19 protein-coding genes are annotated in these 22,571 nt (G+C 33.1%); 15 read left to right on the forward strand and 4 right to left on the reverse strand.

Features of this window, described 5'->3' with window-relative positions; genetic code table 11:
- Positions 1-34: 34 nt before the first annotated feature.
- Positions 35-1,612 (forward strand): ribonuclease Y, encoded by a 1,578-nt coding sequence (gene rny / locus Q0822_RS14105; protein WP_299124740.1) that lies wholly within the window; start codon positions 35-37, stop codon positions 1,610-1,612.
- Positions 1,613-1,664: 52 nt separating this feature from the next.
- On the opposite strand, the gene xerA is transcribed toward rny, so the two are convergent.
- On the reverse strand, positions 1,665-2,573 hold the full coding sequence (gene xerA / locus Q0822_RS14110) for a site-specific tyrosine recombinase/integron integrase (RefSeq protein WP_299124741.1): 909 nt from the start codon (positions 2,571-2,573) through the stop codon (positions 1,665-1,667).
- Between the two features lie 206 nt (positions 2,574-2,779).
- Between xerA and Q0822_RS14115 the strand changes: the two genes are divergently transcribed.
- The 6 genes from Q0822_RS14115 to Q0822_RS14140 all read left to right on the forward strand — a co-directional run bounded on the left by Q0822_RS14115 (position 2,780) and on the right by Q0822_RS14140 (position 6,459).
- Positions 2,780-3,313, forward strand: a complete 534-nt coding sequence (locus tag Q0822_RS14115; protein WP_299124742.1) for a DUF3575 domain-containing protein — start codon at positions 2,780-2,782, stop codon at positions 3,311-3,313.
- Positions 3,314-3,558: 245 nt separating this feature from the next.
- Positions 3,559-4,143 carry an outer membrane beta-barrel protein gene (locus Q0822_RS14120; RefSeq protein WP_299124743.1) on the forward strand — a complete coding sequence of 195 codons (585 nt, stop codon included), beginning with the start codon at positions 3,559-3,561 and terminating at the stop codon, positions 4,141-4,143.
- Between the two features lie 169 nt (positions 4,144-4,312).
- Positions 4,313-4,906 (forward strand): porin family protein, encoded by a 594-nt coding sequence (locus tag Q0822_RS14125; protein ID WP_299124744.1) that lies wholly within the window; start codon positions 4,313-4,315, stop codon positions 4,904-4,906.
- Positions 4,907-5,001: 95 nt separating this feature from the next.
- Positions 5,002-5,421, forward strand: a complete 420-nt coding sequence (gene aroQ / locus Q0822_RS14130; protein WP_299124745.1) for a type II 3-dehydroquinate dehydratase — start codon at positions 5,002-5,004, stop codon at positions 5,419-5,421.
- A 1-nt stretch (position 5,422) separates the two neighbouring features.
- Entirely contained in the window at positions 5,423-5,899 is a 477-nt protein-coding gene (locus Q0822_RS14135) for an outer membrane beta-barrel protein (RefSeq protein ID WP_299124746.1), read from the forward strand.
- A 98-nt stretch (positions 5,900-5,997) separates the two neighbouring features.
- Positions 5,998-6,459, forward strand: a complete 462-nt coding sequence (locus Q0822_RS14140) for a hypothetical protein (protein WP_299124747.1) — start codon at positions 5,998-6,000, stop codon at positions 6,457-6,459.
- Positions 6,460-6,559: 100 nt separating this feature from the next.
- Here the strand turns inward: Q0822_RS14140 and lpdA are convergent, their stop codons facing one another.
- The 3 genes from lpdA to msrB all read right to left on the reverse strand — a co-directional run bounded on the left by lpdA (position 6,560) and on the right by msrB (position 9,240).
- On the reverse strand, positions 6,560-7,936 hold the full coding sequence (lpdA, locus tag Q0822_RS14145) for a dihydrolipoyl dehydrogenase (protein ID WP_299124748.1): 1,377 nt from the start codon (positions 7,934-7,936) through the stop codon (positions 6,560-6,562).
- A 155-nt stretch (positions 7,937-8,091) separates the two neighbouring features.
- Complete coding sequence (locus Q0822_RS14150; RefSeq protein WP_299124749.1) at positions 8,092-8,646, reverse strand: DUF1572 family protein; 555 nt, start codon at positions 8,644-8,646, stop codon at positions 8,092-8,094.
- Positions 8,647-8,754: 108 nt separating this feature from the next.
- Positions 8,755-9,240: a peptide-methionine (R)-S-oxide reductase MsrB gene (gene msrB / locus Q0822_RS14155; protein WP_299124750.1), complete on the reverse strand. Its 486-nt coding sequence runs from the start codon at positions 9,238-9,240 to the stop codon at positions 8,755-8,757.
- A gap of 207 nt (positions 9,241-9,447) precedes the next feature.
- On the opposite strand from msrB, the gene glgA reads away from it, so the two are divergent.
- The 8 genes from glgA (at position 9,448) to Q0822_RS14195 (ending at position 22,553) form a co-directional block, all read left to right on the forward strand.
- Positions 9,448-10,659 carry a glycogen synthase gene (glgA, locus tag Q0822_RS14160; protein ID WP_299124751.1) on the forward strand — a complete coding sequence of 404 codons (1,212 nt, stop codon included), beginning with the start codon at positions 9,448-9,450 and terminating at the stop codon, positions 10,657-10,659.
- The gene (locus Q0822_RS14165; protein WP_299124752.1) at positions 10,656-11,924 is read left to right on the forward strand and encodes a glucose-1-phosphate adenylyltransferase; all 1,269 of its coding nucleotides are present in this window, start codon (positions 10,656-10,658) and stop codon (positions 11,922-11,924) included. The genes glgA and Q0822_RS14165 overlap by 4 nt, the downstream gene beginning before the upstream one ends.
- 125 nt (positions 11,925-12,049) lie before the next feature.
- Complete coding sequence (locus Q0822_RS14170) at positions 12,050-13,987, forward strand: alpha-1,4-glucan--maltose-1-phosphate maltosyltransferase (protein ID WP_299124754.1); 1,938 nt, start codon at positions 12,050-12,052, stop codon at positions 13,985-13,987.
- Between the two features lie 2 nt (positions 13,988-13,989).
- Positions 13,990-15,621 carry a trehalose synthase gene (locus Q0822_RS14175; RefSeq protein WP_299124756.1) on the forward strand — a complete coding sequence of 544 codons (1,632 nt, stop codon included), beginning with the start codon at positions 13,990-13,992 and terminating at the stop codon, positions 15,619-15,621.
- Positions 15,622-15,624: 3 nt separating this feature from the next.
- Complete coding sequence (glgB, locus tag Q0822_RS14180; protein WP_299124759.1) at positions 15,625-17,535, forward strand: 1,4-alpha-glucan branching protein GlgB; 1,911 nt, start codon at positions 15,625-15,627, stop codon at positions 17,533-17,535.
- A gap of 242 nt (positions 17,536-17,777) precedes the next feature.
- On the forward strand, positions 17,778-20,183 hold the full coding sequence (locus Q0822_RS14185; protein WP_299124761.1) for a glycoside hydrolase family 31 protein: 2,406 nt from the start codon (positions 17,778-17,780) through the stop codon (positions 20,181-20,183).
- Positions 20,184-20,266: 83 nt separating this feature from the next.
- Positions 20,267-21,094, forward strand: coding sequence for a M48 family metallopeptidase (locus tag Q0822_RS14190; RefSeq protein ID WP_299124762.1), 828 nt, complete (start codon positions 20,267-20,269; stop codon positions 21,092-21,094).
- 70 nt (positions 21,095-21,164) lie between these two features.
- Positions 21,165-22,553 carry an MFS transporter gene (locus Q0822_RS14195; protein ID WP_299124763.1) on the forward strand — a complete coding sequence of 463 codons (1,389 nt, stop codon included), beginning with the start codon at positions 21,165-21,167 and terminating at the stop codon, positions 22,551-22,553.
- Positions 22,554-22,571: the final 18 nt, after the last annotated feature.

Below are 22,571 nucleotides of genomic sequence, written 5' to 3' on the forward strand. Positions count from 1 at the left end.
AGGCTTTTTTTATATACTAAACTAAACAATAAACATGGACACTAACACAATTATATATATAGTTGGAGGAGTAGTATTAGGAGTGATACTAGGATATATTATAGCAAAATCATTAGAGAAAGGTAAATCTTCAAAACTAATTTCTAATGCAGAAAGCGAAGCAAAATCTATATTAAAGCAAGCAAAATCTGATGCTGAATCCTTAAAAAAAGATAAAATACTTCAAGCAAAAGAAAAGTTTATCGAGCTAAAAGCTGAGCACGAAAAAGTTATTCTCTCTCGTGACAAAAAAATGGCAGATGCTGAAAAACGTATTAGAGATAAAGAATCTCAAATTTCAAATGAGCTTTCAAAATCTAAAAAAACCAATCAATCACTGGATGCTAAAATCAAAGACTATGACTTCAGGCTTGAGTTTATAGAGAAGAAAAAAGATGAACTTGAGAAGGCTCACAAAAGCCAAATAAAACAACTAGAAGTTATTTCTTCATTATCCGCAGAGGAAGCCAAAGAGCAATTAGTTGAATCTTTAAAAGAGGAAGCTAAAACCGATGCAATGAGTTTTATACAAGATCGAGTAGAGGAAGCAAAATTAACTGCTCAACAAGAAGCTAAGAAGATTATTATTAATACCATACAGCGTATAGGGACAGAAGAGGCTATTGACAATTGCGTATCTGTTTTTAATATAGAGTCTGATGATGTAAAAGGTAGAATCATTGGCAGAGAAGGACGTAATATTAGAGCTATTGAAGCAGCAACTGGAGTTGAGATTATTGTAGACGACACACCAGAAGCTATTATTTTATCGTGTTTTGATTCCGTGAGGCGTGAAATTGCGCGTTTGTCTTTACATAAATTGGTAACGGACGGAAGAATACATCCTGCACGAATCGAGGAAATTGTAAAGAAAACAGAGAAGCAGATTGAGCAAGAAATTATAGAAGTTGGTAAGCGTACAGTTATAGATTTAGGAATTCATGGATTAAATCCTGAATTGATTAAAATGGTAGGACGTATGAAATACCGTTCTTCTTATGGACAAAACTTATTGCAACACTCTAGAGAAGTGGCTAAACTGTGTGGTGTTATGGCAGCAGAATTAGGCTTAAATCCTAAATTGGCAAAGCGAGCAGGACTTTTACATGATATAGGAAAAGTACCTTCTTCTGAAGCAGATATAGAAACACCTCATGCCATCTTAGGAATGCAATGGGCAGAGAAGCACGGAGAAAAACCTGAAGTTTGTAATGCTATTGGCGCACACCACGACGAAATAGAAATGACGACGTTATTGTCTCCTATTATTCAAGTATGTGATGCTATTTCTGGTGCTAGACCTGGTGCAAGACGACAAGTTTTAGATTCTTATATACAGCGACTTAAAGATTTAGAAGATGTCGCTTTTGGGTTTACAGGAGTTAAAAAAGCTTATGCAATACAAGCAGGTAGAGAATTACGTGTTATTGTTGAAAGCGAAAAGGTATCTGATGATAAAGCTGCAAGTTTATCTTTTGAGATTTCTCAGAAAATTCAAACGGATATGACGTATCCTGGTCAAGTTAAGGTAACCGTAATTAGAGAAACTAGAGCTGTTAATATTGCAAAGTAAGAATTTATCGATTTCATTTATTAAAAGGCAATCTACAAATAGATTGTCTTTTTTATTTTCGAGGATGAAACTTGTTTAGGACATCACTCAAATGAGAGCGATCCACATGCATATAAATTTCTGTCGTAGTAATACTCTCATGACCAAGCATCATCTGTATAGCTCTAAGGTCTGCACCATTCTCTAATAAATGTGTCGCAAAGGAGTGTCTAAAAGTATGAGGTGAGACATTTTTATTTAAGCCAGATTTTTCTACAAGCTTTTTTATAACTGTAAAAATCATAGCACGTGTTAGCTTTTTTCCTTTATAATTTAAAAATAAAATATCTTTGGAGTTTACATCTACTGTAATGTGATTTCTAATGTCTCTCCAAATAGTAATATACTTTTGTGTAGTCGGTCCTATAGGCACAAAACGTTGCTTATCACCTTTACCAGTAACTTTAATAAAACCTTCATCAAAAAATAAATCTGAAATTTTAAGTTCTATAAGTTCACTTACTCTAAGACCGCAACTGTACAAAGTTTCTATGATTGCTCTATTGCGTTCCCCAAGATTCACTCCATTGTATTGATAGCTTAAATCTATAGCGTTTATTAAATTGTCAATATCATTTACTGATAATGTATCCGGCAATTTTCTTCCAATACGCGGCGACTCAATTAAGTCTAAAGGATTTGTTTCTCTATAGTTTTCAAAAATCAAATAGTCAAAGAAATTACGAAGACCAGAGATTAATCTAGCTTGCGACCTTGCATTAATCGATTTTGAAATGGAATAAATGAACTGTTTAACTATATCATTATCAATATTTACAGGAGATACAGCTATGGAATTTTTATTTAAATATCGTATCAATTTTTTTATATCATAGCTATAGTTTTCAATGGAGTTTTTAGACAAGCCACGTTCTATTTGTAGATAATTTCTATAATCTTTTATTGCTTGCTCCCATTTCATGGTTAAATTTAGTTATTTAAAGGCTAGAATTATGAAAATGCCTGTGTGGTTTTATTAAAATTGTTAATAACCATTTAAGTAATTTACTGAAAAACAACTATTTAAAATATAATGTTCATATTATTGTTAATAACCTCTATAAAAAACTTAATTATTAGGAAAAAAAGGCTTTAGTTTGTGTTAATCAATTTTAAAACTTAATAATTATGAAAAAATTATTTTTAGCTGCGTTTGCAGTTTTTGCTTTTGCAAATGTTAATGCGCAAGAGAATGTAGTAAAAGTTAATCCTCTGGGACTAATATTTGGATCTGCTCAATTTTCTTATGAGCGCGTGTTAAATGAGGGTAGTTCTGTGGAATTATCTTTGGCTTACACAAATCTTAATGCTAATTTTTCTAGTGGAGAAGAAGCTAAGGTTAATGGTTTTGGAGCAGAAGGAAAATATAAATTATATTTCTCTTCTTCTAATGACGCACCTAGAGGTTGGTATGGCGCACCTGTTGTAAGCTATTCTAGTATTTCTGGTGGATCTGGAAGTGAAGAAGGAAAAGTTAATATTTTTGGTGCTGGTGTCATTGGTGGCTACCAATGGGTATTTGGTGGAAATGCAACTGGTTTTGCATTAGACCTTAATTTAGGTGTACAATATATTAATGTCAGTACAAGTGGAGATATTGATAGTCTAACGGTAGATGGTATACTTCCGCGCTTAGGATTATCTATAGGTTACGCTTGGTAAGACATAAGCATAATTATATTTTATTAAAACCGAAGTTAACGCTTCGGTTTTTTTATGCTTAGTAAAAATGATGGTGTTAAGAGACCTAAATATTGTCTTAGTGAGAATCTTATATTACTTAAAAAAACAGATAAAAAGAATATTTATTAGGATAAAGTGAATTAATTTATAGGAATTTACTTGTTTGTAATCTTCTTATTGTATAGATTTGCCGTCCAAATTAATTTTAAACAAAACTTACAATTATGAAAAAATTATTACTTATGGCTGCTGTTGCAGTTTTCGGATTTACAAACATTAATGCACAAGATGATAAAACTACAGGTGGTTTTGCTAATGGCGATGTCTATGCTAGTGGTTCAATTGGATTTAATAGCGCTAAATTTGGTGAAGCTAAATCTAATTCTTTAGAGTTTTCACCTGCGGTTGGCTTCTTTATTTCAGATAACATAGCTTTAGAAGTTAATTTATTAATCGGTTCTGGAGAAGATGCAAATGACGATAAAACATCAAGTTTTGGTGGCGGATTAGGTGCTACGTATTTCTTTACTCCAGCAGGTCAATTTTCTTTTACTCTTGGAGCTGGTGTAGCTTATCAAACATCTAAAGAAGAATTTAATGGTGGTGGTGAAGCAAAATTTAACACTTTTGGATTTGCTGTTGCGCCAGGTGTGAACTATTTTGTTTCAGACTGTATAGCTTTAAGAGCTTCAATTGGTGCATTGTCTTATGCTAGTTCAAAATTAGATGGTGCTGATGATGCTTCAACTAATTTTGGATTAAATTTAGATTTATCTAATATCGATTTTGGTATTACTTATAAATTCTAATTTTGTCAACCTTATAATTTAAAACCGAAGCTAACAGCTTCGGTTTTTTTATAGCCTAAATTTTAAAATAGCACCGTTTTCTCTTCACTACATTTAGACTGACCAATATCATTGTAGTTGCTTTAAACTACTTCTAGCTTTGCATAATATTAATCAATAAACTTTTATTATGAAAAAAGTACTATTATTTTTTGTTTCAGCAATTTTTGGTATTGCTGTTGTAAATGCACAGGTTACTTTTGGTGCTAAAGCAGGTGTAAACTTATCGGATATTACAGGTGAGATGGTAGATAGCTTTGATGGTAGAACATCATTGTTTTTTGGTGCAGTTGCGGAAATAGAAATTTCAGAACAATTCTCATTTCAACCAGAACTGTTGTTTTCTTCTCAAGGATCAGATTATAAGGAAATCTTTGATGGTGAAAGTTTTGAAGGTACCGTTAAAGTAAATTACTTAAACGTTCCATTAATGGCAAAATATTATCTAGTTGAAGGTTTTAGTGTTGAGGCTGGACCACAAATAGGATTTCTCTTAAGCGCTAAAGATGAATATGGAGACCAAGAGGATGATATTAAAGACTCCATAAAAAGTACTGATTTTGGTATTAATTTTGGACTGGGTTATAAACTAGATAATGGATTAAACTTTTCAGCGCGTTATAATTTTGGTTTGTCAGATAATATAGATGATCCTGATTTAGAAACTAGTGGCGCGGAATATAAAAATAGTGTTATTCAGATAGGTGTTGGTTATTTCTTCTAGATTATAAAAAGTATATTGAAAAAACCGAAGTATTTACTTCGGTTTTTTTTGGTTATGCCTGTCTGCTTGCCAACAGGTTTTATTATCTTTACCCTATGAAAAAACTAATAATCATAAATGGACCAAACCTTAATTTATTAGGTAAGCGTGAAACAAACATATACGGTAATTTAAGCTTTACTGAGTTTTTTGATACTATCGTAAAAAAGTATCCAAGCGTTTCACTAGAGCATTTTCAATCTAATGTTGAAGGTGAACTCATTGATAAAATACAAGAAGTTGGTTTTTCTTATGATGGTATAATCTTAAATGCAGCAGCTTACACACATACCTCAGTAGGTATTGGTGATGCAGTTAAGGCTATAACGACTCCAGTTGTAGAAGTGCACATTTCTAACACATTTTCAAGAGAAGAATTTAGACATCAATCCTATATTTCACCTAACGCGAAAGGAGTAGTGCTTGGATTTGGTTTACAAAGTTATGAGTTAGCGATTCAGAGTTTTATGGATTGATATGAAAAAGCGATTTCTCCTCTTGATATTACTTTTGCTTTTGAGTTTATCAATACAATCACAAACAGAAATAGGTATTAAGGGAGGTTTGAATTTCACCTTTTTTAAAGTAACTGAAGGGGATTTTGGTACAAATCCAGATACAGAAGTTGGTTATTACGGAGGTGTTTTTGCGGACTTTGAAATTGAAAATGGATTTCATCTCCAGCCAGAATTGTTATATATAGGTATTAGCGACTTTAGATTTTTAAATGCACCTATATATTTAAAATATGCTATTAGACCCGATTTTAATATTCTTGTTGGTCCAAGTTTAAATTATTTCTTCGATTTTTTCTCAAACAAATTTAAAGTTAGAGTAGACCTTGGTTTAGATTATGAATTTTCTTCTTCATTAAGCTTACACATGAAATATGCACTTGGTTTTGAAGAACTTTCCCCAAATATAGTGTTCTTAGGATTTGGCTATAAACTATAGAGTTCATCTAAATATTAACCTTCTTTTGCGATTTACTTATAACTCTTTAACACTTTAGAGTTGTAAATTTGGTATCTAACCAATTGATATTAAAAATCATGAAGTATCTATTCGCAATATTTTTATTTTCAAATATTGTAATTGCACAACAACAGCAAAACATATCACATTTTAAAACTTTACAAGATGATTTAGCAAATCAAGATTGGAACTTAGCAATTAACGGTATTTTTTTAACGGATGATATCGCTTTAACAGCAAGACAATTTGAATTTGTAAATGCCGAAGTTGGATTAATAGAAGTGCCTCTACTATTAAAAGTAAAGTTGTCAGATAAATTAAGTCTGTTATCTGGTGTAAAGTTAGATTTTTACAGAATGCAACAAGGTATATCAGCAGATGTCGGAGTTTCAGCTTCCACTGGGTTGCAATACGATGTCAACAGAAATACCTACATTCAAGGAGTGTTTAGTTACCAAATCAACAACACAGGTAGTGTTTATAATTACAACTACGGAAACAAAAGTAGTTTTATGCTAAGGTCTGGTTTTAAGTTTTAAACTAAAAAATGCGATTCATAATTGAATCGCATTTTTATATTTTCTTCTAGTTTCTAGTTTCTAGTTTCTAGTTTCTAGTTTCTAGTTTCTAGTTTCTAGTTTAAAGATGAATAACTTCATCATAAGCAGCTGCAACAGCTTCCATAACAGCTTCACTCATCGTTGGGTGAGGATGTACTGCTTTTAATACTTCGTGTCCTGTAGTTTCTAACTTTCTGCCTAAAACAGCTTCAGCAATCATATCCGTAACACCTGCACCAATCATATGGCAACCTAACCATTCGCCATATTTAGCATCAAAGATTACTTTTACAAAGCCATCTTTATTTCCACCAGCACTGGCTTTACCAGAGGCAGAGAATGGAAATTTTCCAATCTTTACATCTAATCCTTGTTCTTTTGCTTGAGCTTCAGTTAAACCAACGCTTGCTATTTCTGGTGAGCAATACGTACATCCAGGAATATTTCCGTAGTCTAATGCTTCTACATGCTGTCCTGCAATTTTTTCTACACAAAGAATACCTTCAGCAGAAGCAACATGTGCCAAGGCTTGTCCAGGAGTAACATCTCCAATGGCATAATAACCTGGAATATTTGTTTGATAATAATCATTGACTAAAATTTTGTCTCTGTCAACAGCAATACCAACATCTTCTAATCCTATATTTTCAATATTAGATTTAATACCAACAGCAGATAAAACAATATCAGCTTCTAATACTTCTTCACCTTTTTTAGTTTTTACAGTAGCCTTAACTCCTTTGCCAGAGGTGTCAACCGAAGTTACTTCTGCAGAAGTCATTATTTTTATTCCAGACTTTTTAAAGCTGCGTTCTAATTGTTTAGACACTTCATCGTCTTCAACAGGTACAATTTTATCTAGGTATTCTACTATGGTTACTTCAGTTCCCATCGAATTGTAGAAATATGCGAATTCAACACCAATAGCACCAGAACCAACAACAATCATCTTTTTTGGTTGTTTTTCTAAAGTCATGGCTTGTCTGTAGCCAATTACTTTTTTACCATCTTGAGGTAAGCTTGGTAATTCGCGCGAACGCGCTCCAGTAGCTATTATGATATGGTCAGCAGAATATTCTTTTCCATCAACATCAATTTTCTTTCCAGTTTTAAGTTTACCAAAGCCTTCAATAACATCAATTTTATTTTTCTTCATTAAGAATTTAACACCATTACTCATACCATCTGCAACACCACGACTACGTTTTACAACAGCATCAAAATCATGCTCAGCATCCTTAACTTTTAAACCGTAATCTTCGGCATGTTTAAGGTATTCAAAAACTTGAGCAGATTTTAAAAGGGCTTTTGTCGGAATACAACCCCAATTTAAGCATACACCACCTAGACTTTCTTTTTCCACAACAGCAGTTTTAAATCCTAATTGTGATGCTCTGATTGCAGTTACGTAGCCACCAGGACCACTTCCTAATACTATGATATCGTATTTACTCATGCGTAAGTTTTTTTAGTTGAATTTTTCGAGTTACAAAAATATGAAATTCAAATACTAAAATCTAAATTCCATGAAGAAAAGCATTTTAACCTAAACCTCTTTTTTAATTTACTGTTCTTAGGTATTTAAAAATAGGTTTTGATAATTGAATGTCATTAAAGATCGTCTGTAAAATGCTTACGACTTTTATCTTGGTCAAACTTAGTTTTGTTGAAAGCTTTAGATCGCCCTTTTGCTATTGATAGAGACTTCCAGTTTTCACCTTTAATTAATTTTCCAATAAAAACAATCTGTCCAACATGATAGGCATAGTGCATCATTTGTCTGTTAATAGCCTCAGTTACTGTATGACCTTGATTTCTTATATGAATAATTTTCTCTAAATCTACTACGGATAAAGGTCTAATGGCTTCAAACAAACAATTCCAACCGTTGTTCCAAGCTTCTAATAATTCAGTTTTAGATGTAAATGTATCCATAAATTCTTCATCACGCTTTCTCCATTCTTTCTCACCATCTTCTGTTAAAAAGTTAGTCCAGCGACTAAGCATATTGCCAACTATGTGTTTTACAATAATTGAAATTGAGTTAGAGTCTTCAGCAAATTCTTTTTGTATATCTTTAAACGTAATTTGTTGTATTGTTTTGTCACCAAGACTTTTATAGTATTCAAATTGTTTAATTGCACTAGTTAAGTAAGACTGTTCCATAACTTTAGATTTTATACTATAAAATTAGCGATACAATATCTATTACACTAAGATTTAGAATAGTTAGATATTATATCGCTATTTAGCTTTCGTATTATTAAGAAAACTTTACTCTTCAGACGGAACAAACTTCAAAGCAACTCCATTTATACAATGACGTTTTCCTGTAGTTTCTTTTGGGCCATCATTAAATACATGTCCTAAATGACCTCCACATGTAGCACAGTGTTCTTCGTCTCTACTATAGCCTAAATTGTTGTCCGTACCGTAAGCTACATTGCCTTTAATTTCTCTGTCAAAACTTGGCCAACCCGTGCCAGAATCGAACTTATGTTCACTCTTAAATAAAGGAGTGTCACATGCCGCACAATGATAAACTCCTTTTTCATAGTTCTTATTTAATGGACTAGAAAAAGGGCGTTCTGTACCAGCTTTTCTTAATACATAATATTGTTTTTCTGTGAGTTGTTCTTTCCATTCTTTATCTGTTTTTGTAACAGGGTAAGTTTCTTTCTCTTTTGTCTCATTTTTTTGAGCTGAACCATTACAGCTAAAAAACAAGACTAAAACGAATAGTGATATTGCTTTTTTCATATTTTAAATTTAATGCTTTTTTAATAATATATTAAGTCGAAAACGATATTACTTCATTACGAAATCGATTTAATTTTTAAGATTGACATTTTTTTATGTATCACAGTAGTGTTTAAATAATTTGTTTTAAATTTAAGCTATATTTCCAACTATATGCAGTTTTTATAGGTCTTAACTAAATTAATAACTTACAGTACCAAATACTCAATGAAGGCATTATTTTTTACCAGAGAATTTCCTCCTTACGTTTATGGTGGAGCAGGAGTACATGTTGAATATTTGGCAGGTGAGCTTGCTAAATTAATGGAAATGGAGGTCAGAGCATTTGGTGATCAAGACGTTTCAAATAACAATTTGAGTGTAAAAGGGTTTCCGTATGAAAATTCAAGTTTTGATAATGCAGACGATAAATTAAAAGCGATATTCAAAACATTGAGCACAGATTTGCTAATGAACGCAAATCCTATAGATGCTGACATCGTGCATTGTCACACTTGGTATTCGCATTTTGCAGGTATTTTGGCGAAATTGTGTTATGGTGTGCCTTTAGTAGTTACAACACATTCTTTAGAACCTTTACGACCATGGAAACGAGAGCAATTAGGAAGAGGTTATGATGCGTCCTCTTGGATTGAAAAAACCGCTATTGAAATGGCAGATTGCTTAATAGCTGTATCCGAAGAGACCAAAGAAGATGTTTTGAAGCATTTTGATGTAGATGAAAACAAAGTTGAAGTCGTATACAACGGTATAGATTTAAAAGAATATGTTGTTGTCGATGAAACCTCAGTTTTAGAGGAATACGGCATTGATAAAAGTAAACCTTATGTCTTATTCGTAGGAAGAATTACACGTCAAAAAGGAATCATACATCTTGTAAACGCCATAAAATATATTGATGAAGACACGCAAATAGTTTTATGTGCTGGTGCACCAGATACTCCTGAGATTGCTAAGGAAATGGAAGATAGTGTTAAAGAAGCATCAAAAACAAGAGACAATATTATTTGGATAGATAAAATGCTCGATAAAAAAGATGTCATTCAACTCTATTCTCATGCAGATGTATTTTGTTGTCCTTCTATTTATGAGCCTTTCGGCATTATAAATATTGAAGCCATGGCATGTGAAACAGCAGTTGTAGCAAGTGCAGTTGGTGGTATAAAAGAAGTTGTTGTTGAAGGCGAAACCGGATTGTTGATTAACTTAGAACAACAAACAAGTGCTCCTTTTGAACCCGTAAATCCAGATCAATTCTCAAGAGATTTAGCCGAAGGTGTCAATAAAGTGATTGATAATAAAGAATTACAGAATAAAATGGCAAAAAATGGCAGAGCAAGAGTTGAAGAATATTTTGACTGGCGAGCCATTGCAAAACAAACAGAAACTATATATAAATCTCTAATAAACAAAAAATGATAAACGATAAAGTCTTAAGTATTATTTTGGGAGGTGGTCAAGGTTCGAGATTATATCCTTTAACTGAGAACAGATCTAAGCCAGCTGTGCCAATAGCTGGAAAATATCGATTAGTGGATATTCCTATATCAAATTGCATCAATTCAGACATCAAGCGTATGTTTGTATTAACCCAGTTTAATTCGGCTTCACTAAATAAGCATATTAAAAATACATATCATTTTAGTTTTTTTAGTTCAGCTTTTGTCGATGTTTTGGCTGCAGAGCAAACTATTCACAGTGGTGAATGGTTTCAAGGAACTGCAGATGCAGTGCGTCAGAGTATGCATCATTTTTTGTCTCACGATTTTGAATATGCTTTAATACTATCTGGCGATCAATTATATCAGATGGATTTTAATGAAATGATTGAAGCACATGAAGCAAGTGGAGCTGAGATATCAATCGCAACTTATCCTGTCGATGCTAAAGACGCAACGTCATTTGGTATTATGAAAACGGATAAGAACAATATTATTAAGTCTTTTATAGAAAAACCTGATGCTTCTTTATTACCAGACTGGACGTCTAACGTAAGTGACGAGATGAAAAATAAAGGAAGACATTATTTGGCGTCCATGGGTATTTATATTTTTAATAGAGATTTGTTAGTAAAGTTGATGAAAGATGATGGAACCGTAGATTTTGGTAAAGAGATTATTCCAGGGGCTATTGAAACGCATAAGACTTTAAGTTATCAATACGAAGGTTATTGGACAGATATAGGAAATATTGATTCTTTTTTTGAAGCTAATTTAGGCCTTACAGATGCTATTCCTCAGTTTAATTTGTACGATAATAAGCAACGTATATATACCAATGCCAGAATATTGCCAACATCAAAAATTTCTGGTACTTTATTAGATAGAACTGTAATCGCTGATGGCTGTTTAATTCATGCAGCTAAGATAGAACGTTCTGTAATAGGTATTCGTTCAAGGATAGGATCAGAATCAACTGTCATAAATTGCTATATGATGGGTAATGATCATTACGAATCTTTAGATGATGTTCAGGCTCAAAAAGTAAAAACATTTATGGGTATTGGAGAACGCTGTTTTATCAAAAATGTGATTTTGGATAGAAATTGTAGAATAGGAGATGACGTTAGAATAAACGGAGGAAAAAAGCTAAAAGATAAAGAAACCGATAGTTACTTAGTCAAAGATGGGATTGTAGTTGTAAAGAAAGATGCTCATATCCCCTCAGGAACCATTATTCAGTAGCTAAATCGTATTTTTTTAAAAAGTTATCCAATTCAAACGTTGTAGTGTCTTTTTCAAGGATATTATTTTTTAGTTATAGATAATGTACTTTAATTTAGCAATCGAAACAACAATCAACCAATAGTATGCAAAACCAAAGACGAGTTGTTATTGACTCAGTTAAACCTCAAATTAACTGTGGAGAATTTTTCATAAAACGTATTGTAAACGAAATTGTAAATGTAGATGCGCATGTTCTTGTAGATGGTCATGATGTTATTGCTGCTTCAGTTTTATTTAAGCATGAAAAGGCTAAAAAATGGAGTGAAGTTAGGATGCACGGTGCTGGTAATGACGAGTGGAAAGCTTCTTTTTCTGTTGAAAAGCAAGGTTTTTATGCATACAAAGTCCAAGGTTGGGTAGATCATGCGCTTAACTGGCAGCATGGTATTGAACGAAAAATTGACGATAACCAACATGTAAAATCAGAATTACTTGAAGGTATTACTTTGTTAGAGCCTTTATTAAAAAGCGGAACTAAAGAAGAAAAAGACTATTTGCAGTATTGTATGGACTGCTTTAAACATGATGCTAAATATGACGATGCAATTAAAGAAGCGATAAGTTCTAAACTTCATGATATATTCATAAGATATCCTGAAAAGGATCTAGCTAATGAATCTAAAGAACTTCAGGTTTATGTTGATAGAAAGAAAGCCAGATTCAGCACATGGTATGAATTTTTTCCGCGTTCAGCATCGGAAGTTGAGGGCAAACACGGCACATTTAAAGACTGTGAACGGTTATTACCTAGAGTGGTAGAAATGGGATTTGACACGTTGTATTTTCCTCCTGTGCATCCCATTGGTGAAGTGAATCGAAAAGGAAAAAATAATACTACTGACGCGAAGGAAGGAGATGTAGGTTCTGCTTGGGGAATCGGATCAAAAGATGGAGGACATAAAGATATTCACCCTCAATTAGGTTCTGTCGAAGATTTTAAGCGATTAATTAAAAAGGCGAAAGAACTCAATTTAGAGATTGCCATGGATTATGCTTTGCAAGCTGCACCAGACCATCCTTGGGTTGAGTCTAATCCAGATTGGTTTAAATGGAGACCAGACGGAACGGTTCAATATGCAGAGAATCCACCAAAAAAATACCAAGATATTCTCCCTATTTATTGGGAAAGTAAAGATTACAAAAACCTTTGGAATGAGTGCTTAGATACAATGCTCTATTGGGTTGATTGTGGAGTTGACGTTTTTAGAGTAGATAATCCACATACCAAACCTTATTATTTTTGGAATTGGTTGATTGATAATGTGAAGAAAAAACATCCAGATGTAATATTCTTAGCAGAGGCGTTTACAAAGCCAAAAGTGATGGATCAACTTGCTAAAAATGGATATACACAGTCCTATACATATTTTACTTGGAGAAATACAAAGCAAGAATTTATTGAGTATATGAATGAGTTGACACAAACGGATCAGCGCGAATATATGCAACCAAATTTTTGGCCTAACACTCCAGATATAAATCCGTATCATTTGCAAGGCGCTAATGAATCCAAGTATCTCCAGCGTTATGCGCTAGCAGCAACTTTAAGTTCTAGCATCGGAATTTATGGACCTGTATTTGAGCAGATGATAGATGAAGCCATTCCTGGGAAAGAAGAATATTATATGTCTGAGAAATTTCAAATTTGCCATTACGATTGGTTTAAGGAAAGTAAGTTGACGTTATTAATATCAAAAATCAATGCAATTCGTCATCAAAATGAAGCGTTGCAACAAACTAATAATATTAAGTTTTGTGAAATTCAAAATGATAGCCTTATAGCATTTTATAAATGGAATGATGACAAGACTAATGAACTATTAATAATTATTAGTTTAGATCAATATTATGCACAACAAGCCAATATTCAATTGCCTTTAAGTGATTTGGGCATAAATTCTGGTCACCGAGTGCAAGTTGAAGATTTAGTAACGGCAAGCAGTTACAACTGGCATAACGAATGGAATTTTGTAGAATTGCACCCAACACTACCTTTTCATATCTTTAAGATAAATAAGTAAAGATGGCAAAGAAAGAGACAAAAACAATAGCACAACCACCACTTTATAATTTTAATAATAAGTGGGAAGAACTCTTGGAAAATAAAGAGTTCATTAAAGTGTTTTTGTCTGATGTTCTCGAAGACTATATTGTAAAACAACGCTGGTATGGTGGTAAAGCGAGTAAATTAAAATATATAGAACTTGCTGAATCTTTCCGAATTCAAAAAGATGGTGAGGTTTATTATGGATTGATTTTAGAAGTCAATTTTACAGAAGCTTTTTATCAACATTATTTTTTACCTATTGCATTTGTTTCTGATGAAAATTTTGCAAAAGATGATCGTATTTTACCGATAAGTATTCAAAATCAAAAAGGTTACATCATTGATGCTATAAATCTTGAAGCCTTTAGAAAAGTTGTTTTCGAGCGTATTTTAACTGCTGTCCCTAAAGACAAAACACGTGTGCGTTATCATAAGAGTGAACTTTTTAAAGATTGCGTATACGAATCTTCTCGATATATGGGCATGGAGCAAAGCAATACCTCAATTGTTTATAACGAAAAGTATGTCTTAAAATTCTTCAGACGAATTTATTCTGATCGCAATCCTGATTATGAAATGAGTCGTTTCTTATCCGATAAGAAAGATTATAAAAACACACCAGCTTATTTAGGAAGTGTTCAAATTAAAGATGCTGATAATCTAAACATCACTATAGGTTTAATGCAGGAGATGGTCGAGAACCAAGGTGATGCTTGGGAATATATGCTTATGGAGTTTCATAAGGTATTTTCAAATTTAGAATATAAGAGAATAGACATTTCAAAATTACCTAGAACTGAAGATTATGGACGGTTGGAAATCAAAGATGTACCTGCACAAATTATAGATTGGGTTGGATTGAATGTTTTTACAAAAATTCAAACTTTAGCAAAGCGAACAGCAGAAATGCACATCGCCTTAGGTAGTGAGTTTGAGGACACAGCATTTACCCCTTCACATTTTAATGGAGATTATGAGGTTTGGTTAAAGAATAGATTATTATATCAGTTTCAAAATAGATTAAATACCATTGAAAATAATTTGCATAAGCTAGATGGATTAGCTTTGGAGTTGGCAAATGAGTTTTTAGAACAAAAGAATATCATTAGAAAACGTTTTGTAGATTTTGATTGGACGAAATTAAAAGGAGAGCGTATTAGAGTTCATGGAGATTATCACTTAGGGCAAGTCTTAGTAAAAGATGATGATTTTTATATCCTCGATTTTGAAGGCGAACCAGAAAGTACAATTAGAGACCGTAAGGTAAAACAGCCACCACTAAAGGATATTGCTGGTTTATTTCGTTCTTTCCATTATGCTATTTATGCAACAATTTTCAATAATTTAGATTTATACAAACACGAGCAACACCATCTTTTTGAAGCAGGTGAAGTTCTTTATCAATATCTAAAAAGTGTGTTTCTTGAAACTTATGTTACTAAAGTCCAAGAAGCAAATCTCAATATAGGTTACAACCAAGAGCGTATTTTTCTTTTAAAATATGCAATGCTCGAAAAAGCAGTTTATGAATTAGGCTATGAGCTCAATTCTCGACCAAAATGGGCAGTTATTCCATTAAAAGGAATTTCAAATATAATTAACAACTAATTTATGGCAGAAGTAATCGTACACAGTCGTTTTACAGATTTTGATATCAACCTTTTTAAAGCAGGAAAACACTATCGGTTATATGAAAAGTTTGGTTCTCATATGATGACAGTAGATGGAGTAGAAGGTGTATATTTTGCGGTTTGGGCACCAAGTGCAAAAAATGTATCTGTAATCGGAGATTTTAATTTTTGGGTAGAAGGTGAGCACCAACTTAATGTACGATGGGATTCCAGCGGAATTTGGGAAGGATTTATACCTGGTGCAGGAAAAGGAAGCAAATACAAATACAAGATTCAGAGTAACAATAACGATATAAAGACTGAAAAAGCAGATCCTTACGCTAGACGTTCTGAGCACAATCCTAAAACGGCATCAATTGTTTGGGATGAACCTTATGCATGGAAAGATAGTAAATGGATGAAAAAGCGTAAAAAGCATAATGCTTTAGATGCTCCGTATTCTGTTTATGAAGTGCATTTAGGCTCATGGAAAAAACAAGTAGAAGAAGGTCGTTTCATGTCTTACGTTGAAATGGCAGATGAATTGGTGACGTATGTAAAGGAAATGAACTTTACACATGTAGAATTGATGCCAGTGATGGAGTTTCCATATGATCCATCATGGGGTTATCAGGTAACGGGTTATTTTGCACCAACGTCGCGTTTTGGTTATCCTGAAGAATTTAAACTTTTAGTTGATAAATTTCATCAAAACGATATTGGGATTATTCTCGATTGGGTACCATCTCACTTTCCAGAAGATGCGCATGGACTTGGTTTTTTTGATGGATCTGCCCTCTATGAGCATCCAGATCCAAGAAAAGGCTATCACCAAGATTGGAAGAGCTTAATTTTTAATTATGGACGTAATGAAGTGAAATCATTCCTTATTAGTAATACTATTTTTTGGTTAGATCAATATCACGCAGATGGATTGAGAGTAGATGCAGTAGCATCAATGTTATTTTTAGATTATAGCAGAGAAGATGGTGAATGGGAACCAAATATGTATGGCGGACGAGAAAATTTAGAAGCCATGTCATTTTTGAGAGAAATGAATGAAGCGGTTTATGCTTCGTTTCCAGATGTGCAAACTATTGCTGAAGAATCAACTGCATTTCCAATGGTATCAAAACCAACTTTTATGGGAGGCCTAGGTTTTGGTATGAAATGGATGATGGGTTGGATGCATGATACACTTCAATATTTTGCAAAAGAACCCATTTATAGAAAGCATCATCAAAATGATTTAACCTTTTCTATGACTTATGCATTTACAGAGAATTTTATGCTACCGTTAAGTCATGATGAAGTCGTCTATGGGAAAAAATCAATTTTAGGAAGAATGCCTGGTGATGAATGGCAGCGTTTTGCAAATTTAAGATTGTTATACAGTTATATGTTTACACATCCTGGAGCCAACCTTTTGTTTCAAGGAGCAGAGTTTGGACAAAGTAGCGAATGGAATTTTGAAGAAAGTCTAGATTGGCACTTGTTGCAATATAAGCCTCACCAAGGAGTGCAAGAATTGCTTAAAGATTTAAACAAATTTTACAAAAAAGAACCTGCTCTTTATCAAAAACAATTTTCTGCTGAAGGTTTTGAATGGATAGATTATAACGATTCTGAAAATTCAGTATTTACATACATTAGAAAAGGAAACGATGAAGAGGATAATTTAATTATTGCTTGCAATATGACGCCAGTTCCTAAAGAAAACTACAAATTGGGCTTACCAAAAAAAGGAAAGCTCAAAGAAGTTTTTAATAGTGATTTAAAGAAATACTTTGGAAGTGGAGAATTCAAAAATAAAATGAAAACTACTAAGGCCAAAGCTTGGCATTTTAGAGATCATTCTGTGGATATTACTATTCCTCCGTTAGGAATGGTGGTTTTTAAGTATTCTAAATAAAGAGGATTACCTCTTATTTAATATTTAGACCAATCAGATTATAAAAGCTAATACGTTTTTTACTTTTTTATCGATCATTAGATGCAAATTCAGTAAAATATCTTTTAAAAATTCCTATAATCGCAAAAACTCTACCCGAAAACGAAATAGTTAATAACAATGCTTAATATCCGTTGAGAACCCTTTCAATTGTTTGATTTTTTCCGTTTTTTTGCATCTAAATTTTGCTATAAAATTTACCTATGATTGTAAATACAGAATTAGAACACAAAGGGAATCTCTTTCCTTCAAAAATAATAGACTTTAAAAAGGATGTTGATAAATTATACTTTACCACAGACAATGATGTCATCTTAGAATTGACAGTTGTAAGAGATAGTTTATTACGTTTCCGATATACTACGGTTGGTAATTTTGATAAAGACTTTTCTTATGCCATAACTAAATATGCGAGTATTGGTTATAATAAATTGGAAATTGAAGAAAAGAAGGAGTATTATGAAGTAACAACCTCGAAGCTACGTTGTGAGATTTCTAAAGCCAATTTAAGCGTTTCCATTTACGATGCGATGGACGGAAAACTCATTAATCAAGATGAAACTGGTTTTCATTGGGAAGAAAGTTATGAGTATGGTGGTAACATTGTTAAAATGAGTAAGGTCTCTAATGATGGAGAAAGTTACTATGGTCTTGGTGATAAGCCTAATCATTTAAATTTAAAAGGTAAACGCTATAATAATTGGGTGACCGATTCTTATGCTTACGGAAAAGATACCGATCCAATTTATAAAGCAATTCCTTTTTATACAGGTCTGCATCACGGTAAGGCATACGGGATTTTCTTCGACAATACATTTAGATCTTCTTTTGATTTTGCACATGAGCGTAGAAATGTAACGAGCTTTTGGGCACAAGGAGGTGAAATGAATTATTACTTCTTCTACGGTCCAAAAATGAATGATGTTGTAGAAAGTTATACAGACTTAACTGGCAAACCACATCATTTACCACCACTTTGGGCATTAGGCTTTCATCAATGTAAATGGAGTTATTATCCTGAAAGTAAAGTAAAAGAGATTACTTCAACGTTTAGAAGACTTCAAATACCTTGCGATGCTATTTATTTGGATATTGATTACATGGATGGTTTTCGTTGTTTTACTTGGAACAAAGACTACTTTCCGGATCCTAAAAGAATGGTAAAGGAATTAATGGATGACGGTTTTAAAACTGTAGCTATTATTGATCCAGGGATTAAAATTGATAAAGATTATTCAGTTTTCAGAGAAGCTTTAGAAAAAGATTACTTCTGCAAACGTGCAGATGGCGATTACATGAAGGGAAAAGTATGGCCTGGAGAATGTTATTTCCCAGATTTCACAAATCCAGAAGTTAGAGATTGGTGGTCTGGTTTATTTAAAGAGCTCATTGAGGACATTGGTGTTAAGGGTGTTTGGAATGATATGAATGAGCCTGCCGTTATGGAAGTGCCTAATAAAACATTTCCAGATGATGTACGTCATGATTATGATGGCAATCGTTGTAGTCATAGAAAAGCACATAATATTTATGGAATGCAAATGGCAAGAGCGACCTACCAAGGTTTAAAAAAGTATTCTTATCCAAAGCGACCTTTTGTAATAACACGTGCTGCATACTCAGGTACACAACGTTATACCTCTACTTGGACAGGAGATAATGTAGCAACTTGGGAGCATTTATGGATAGCTAATATCCAAGCACAACGTATGGCTATGTCTGGCTTTTCTTTTGCTGGCAGTGATATTGGTGGCTTTGCTGAGCAACCGCAAGGAGAATTATTTACAAGATGGATACAGCTTGGTATTTTTCATCCATTTTTTAGAGTCCATTCTTCTGGTGATCATGGTGACCAAGAACCTTGGGCTTTTGATGAAGAAGTAACAGATATTGTTAGAAAATTTATTGAAATTCGATATCAGATACTACCCTATTTATATACTGCATTTTGGAATTATGTAGATCATGGAACACCATTATTAAAGTCTTTAGTTTTATATGATCAAGATGATGTTCAGACACATTACAGAACAGACGAGTTTGTTTTTGGAGAGCAGATATTAGCTTGTCCTATATTAGAACCTAATGCAAAAGGTAGAAGAATGTATGTGCCTAAAGGAAATTGGTATAATTTCTGGACAGACGAGATTGTTAAAGGTGGTAAGGAAATGTGGGTTGATGCAGATATTGATAGCATGCCTGTTTTTGTAAAAGAAGGTGCTATTATTCCTAAATATCCAATTCAGCAATATGTTGGTGAAAAGGAGATTAATCAAATCACATTAGATGTTTACTATAAAAAAGGTAAAGAAAAGAGTGAGTTGTATAGCGATGCAAATGATGGCTTTGATTACACAAAAGGACGTTTTAGTCTAAGAACCTTTAATTTAACGGGTAGAACTAAAGAATTAATTATTAACCAACACAAAGAAGGTAAATTTATTACTCCATACGATACATTTAAGGTTCAAATTCATGGACTTCCTTTTGAAGTAGGTGAAATTCAGTTAGATAATGAAATTATTTCTTTAAAAGAGCTAAAATCTAATGGAACAAGTTCATTTGTAATTGACAAAAATTTCTCAGAATTACATATCATAAGTAAATAGATGATGTGACTAGTTTGCAAATTTTGGGTCTGATAATATGATTTGATTTTTGTATTTTAGTAATTATTATAAAACCATTCGTTATGAATTTAAAGAAGACAATAGTATCATTTGCTGTAATTGTCATTATTGCATCTTGTGCAACAAACCCTTTTACTGGTAAAAAAACTATGGCATTTGTTGGTAATGATCAGTTATTTCCAATGGCTTTTGCTCAGTATAATCAGGTACTAGGAGAGAATAAAGTTATAACTGGCACTAAAGATTCTGATATGATAACTCGCGTTGGTCAGCGTATTGCGGTTGCTGCAGAACGTTGGTTAAATGCAAATGGTCATCAAGGGTACTTAGACGATTACAAATGGGAGTATAAACTTATACAATCTGAGCAAGTTAATGCTTGGTGTATGCCAGGAGGTAAAATAGCATTTTATACAGGTATTCTTCCAATTGCACAAAACGAAACTGGTGTTGCTGCCATCATGGGACATGAAGTTGCACATGCATTAGCAAATCATGGACAACAACGTATGAGTGCAGCTTATTTACAACAAGGTTTAGCTGTCGCTGGAAATATTGCACTTTCAAACGATCAGCAAGCATTAGGAATTTTTAATCAATCATATGGTGTTGTTTCTAACGTGGCTGGTATGTTACCTTTTAGCAGAGGGCATGAAACTGAAGCAGATAAAATAGGAGTAATACTTATGGCAATCGCTGGTTATAATCCAGATGAAGCTGCTGAGTTATGGAAGCGTATGAAAGCTAATAGTGGAGGACAAGCACCACCAGAATTTTTAAGTACGCACCCAAGCAATGATACTAGAATAAATAATTTACAAGCCTTAGCTCCAACAGCTAAATCTGAAGCCAAGAAATTTGGTGTTACTAGCTTTAGACCTATAAATTAGTATTAGATTAATAAATATTTGATTACTTTAGAAGCTGCTCAATAAGAGCAGCTTTTTTATTTTAATATTTATGAGCAAACTCAAAAAGGGAAGTAAAAAACTTCTCAATGCTTGGGCTTTTTACGATTGGGCAAATTCTGTTTATACTTTAACAATCGCATCTTCGATATTCCCAATATTTTACTCTGCACTTTTTTTAGGGCAAACTGAAAAAACTGTTCTCGCTTTCGGAATCGTATTTAAAAGTACCGCTTTAATTACGTACGTTACAGCATTTACGTTTTTGGTTGTAGCATTTACATCTCCAATATTATCTGGTATTGCAGATTATGTAGGGAACAAAAAGAATTTTATGAAGTTTTTTTGTTATGTAGGTGGTTTAGGTTGTATCGGATTGTATTGGTTTGGAATTGAGCCTGATGAAATTCATTTGAGCCTTCTATTCTATTTTATGGGATTAATAGGATATTGGGGAAGTTTAGTGTTTTACAATTCTTATTTGCCAGACATTGCGTATCCAGAGCAGCAGGATAAAATCAGTGCCAAAGGCTTTAGTATGGGTTATTTAGGTAGTGTTATTTTATTGCTCATAAATCTTGCAATGGTAATGAAACCAGATTGGTTTGGTTTTGATACAAGTATTTCGGCAGAAATAGCAGAAAGTGGTGATAAGGAAAAAATTGCCATTGCTATCCAAAAAGCTAAAGATAGTGCTTCATTTGAGGCAATGAAGATTTCTTTTATAACTGTAGGTCTCTGGTGGATTCTCTTTAGTCAATACACTTTTTGCGTACTTCCAAAAGGGAGTTCTAAAGGTCATAAAGTAACAAAGGCTGTTGTTTTCAATGGACTAAAAGAATTAAAACTAGTTTGGATTCAATTAAATGATAATTTAAGATTAAAACGATATCTTATAGCATTTTTTGTATTTAGTATGGCTGTACAAACTATTATGTTAGTTGCAGTTTATTTTGGTGAAGAAGAAATAGCTTGGGGAAGTTCTGATGCAAAAACCCAAGGTTTAATAACAAGTATTTTAGTCATTCAACTTGTTGCTATTGCTGGCGCAGTATTAACATCTAGAGCATCTTCAAAATTTGGAAATATTAAAACACTCATTGTTGTTAATTTTATTTGGATGGCTTTGTGTTTCTATGCTTATTTTATGGAAACGCCTATGCAGTTTTATATTGCAGCATCATTAGTTGGTCTTGTGATGGGAGGTGTACAATCGTTAGCACGCTCAACATATTCTAAGTTTTTGCCTGAAACGGAGGATACAACATCCTATTTCAGTTTTTATGATGTTGCAGAAAAAATTGGTATAGTAATAGGTATGGTAATTTTTGCCACTATAGATCAAATTACTGGTAGTATGCGTAACGCGATTTTATTTTTGGTTGTCTTTTTCCTTGCCGGAATATTATTACTCTTCAGAGTGCCAAAAGAAAAATTGTAAAATAATACGTAACTTTAT

This window comes from uncultured Winogradskyella sp. (assembly GCF_947496485.1).
Taxonomy (GTDB): Bacteria; Bacteroidota; Bacteroidia; order Flavobacteriales; family Flavobacteriaceae; genus Winogradskyella.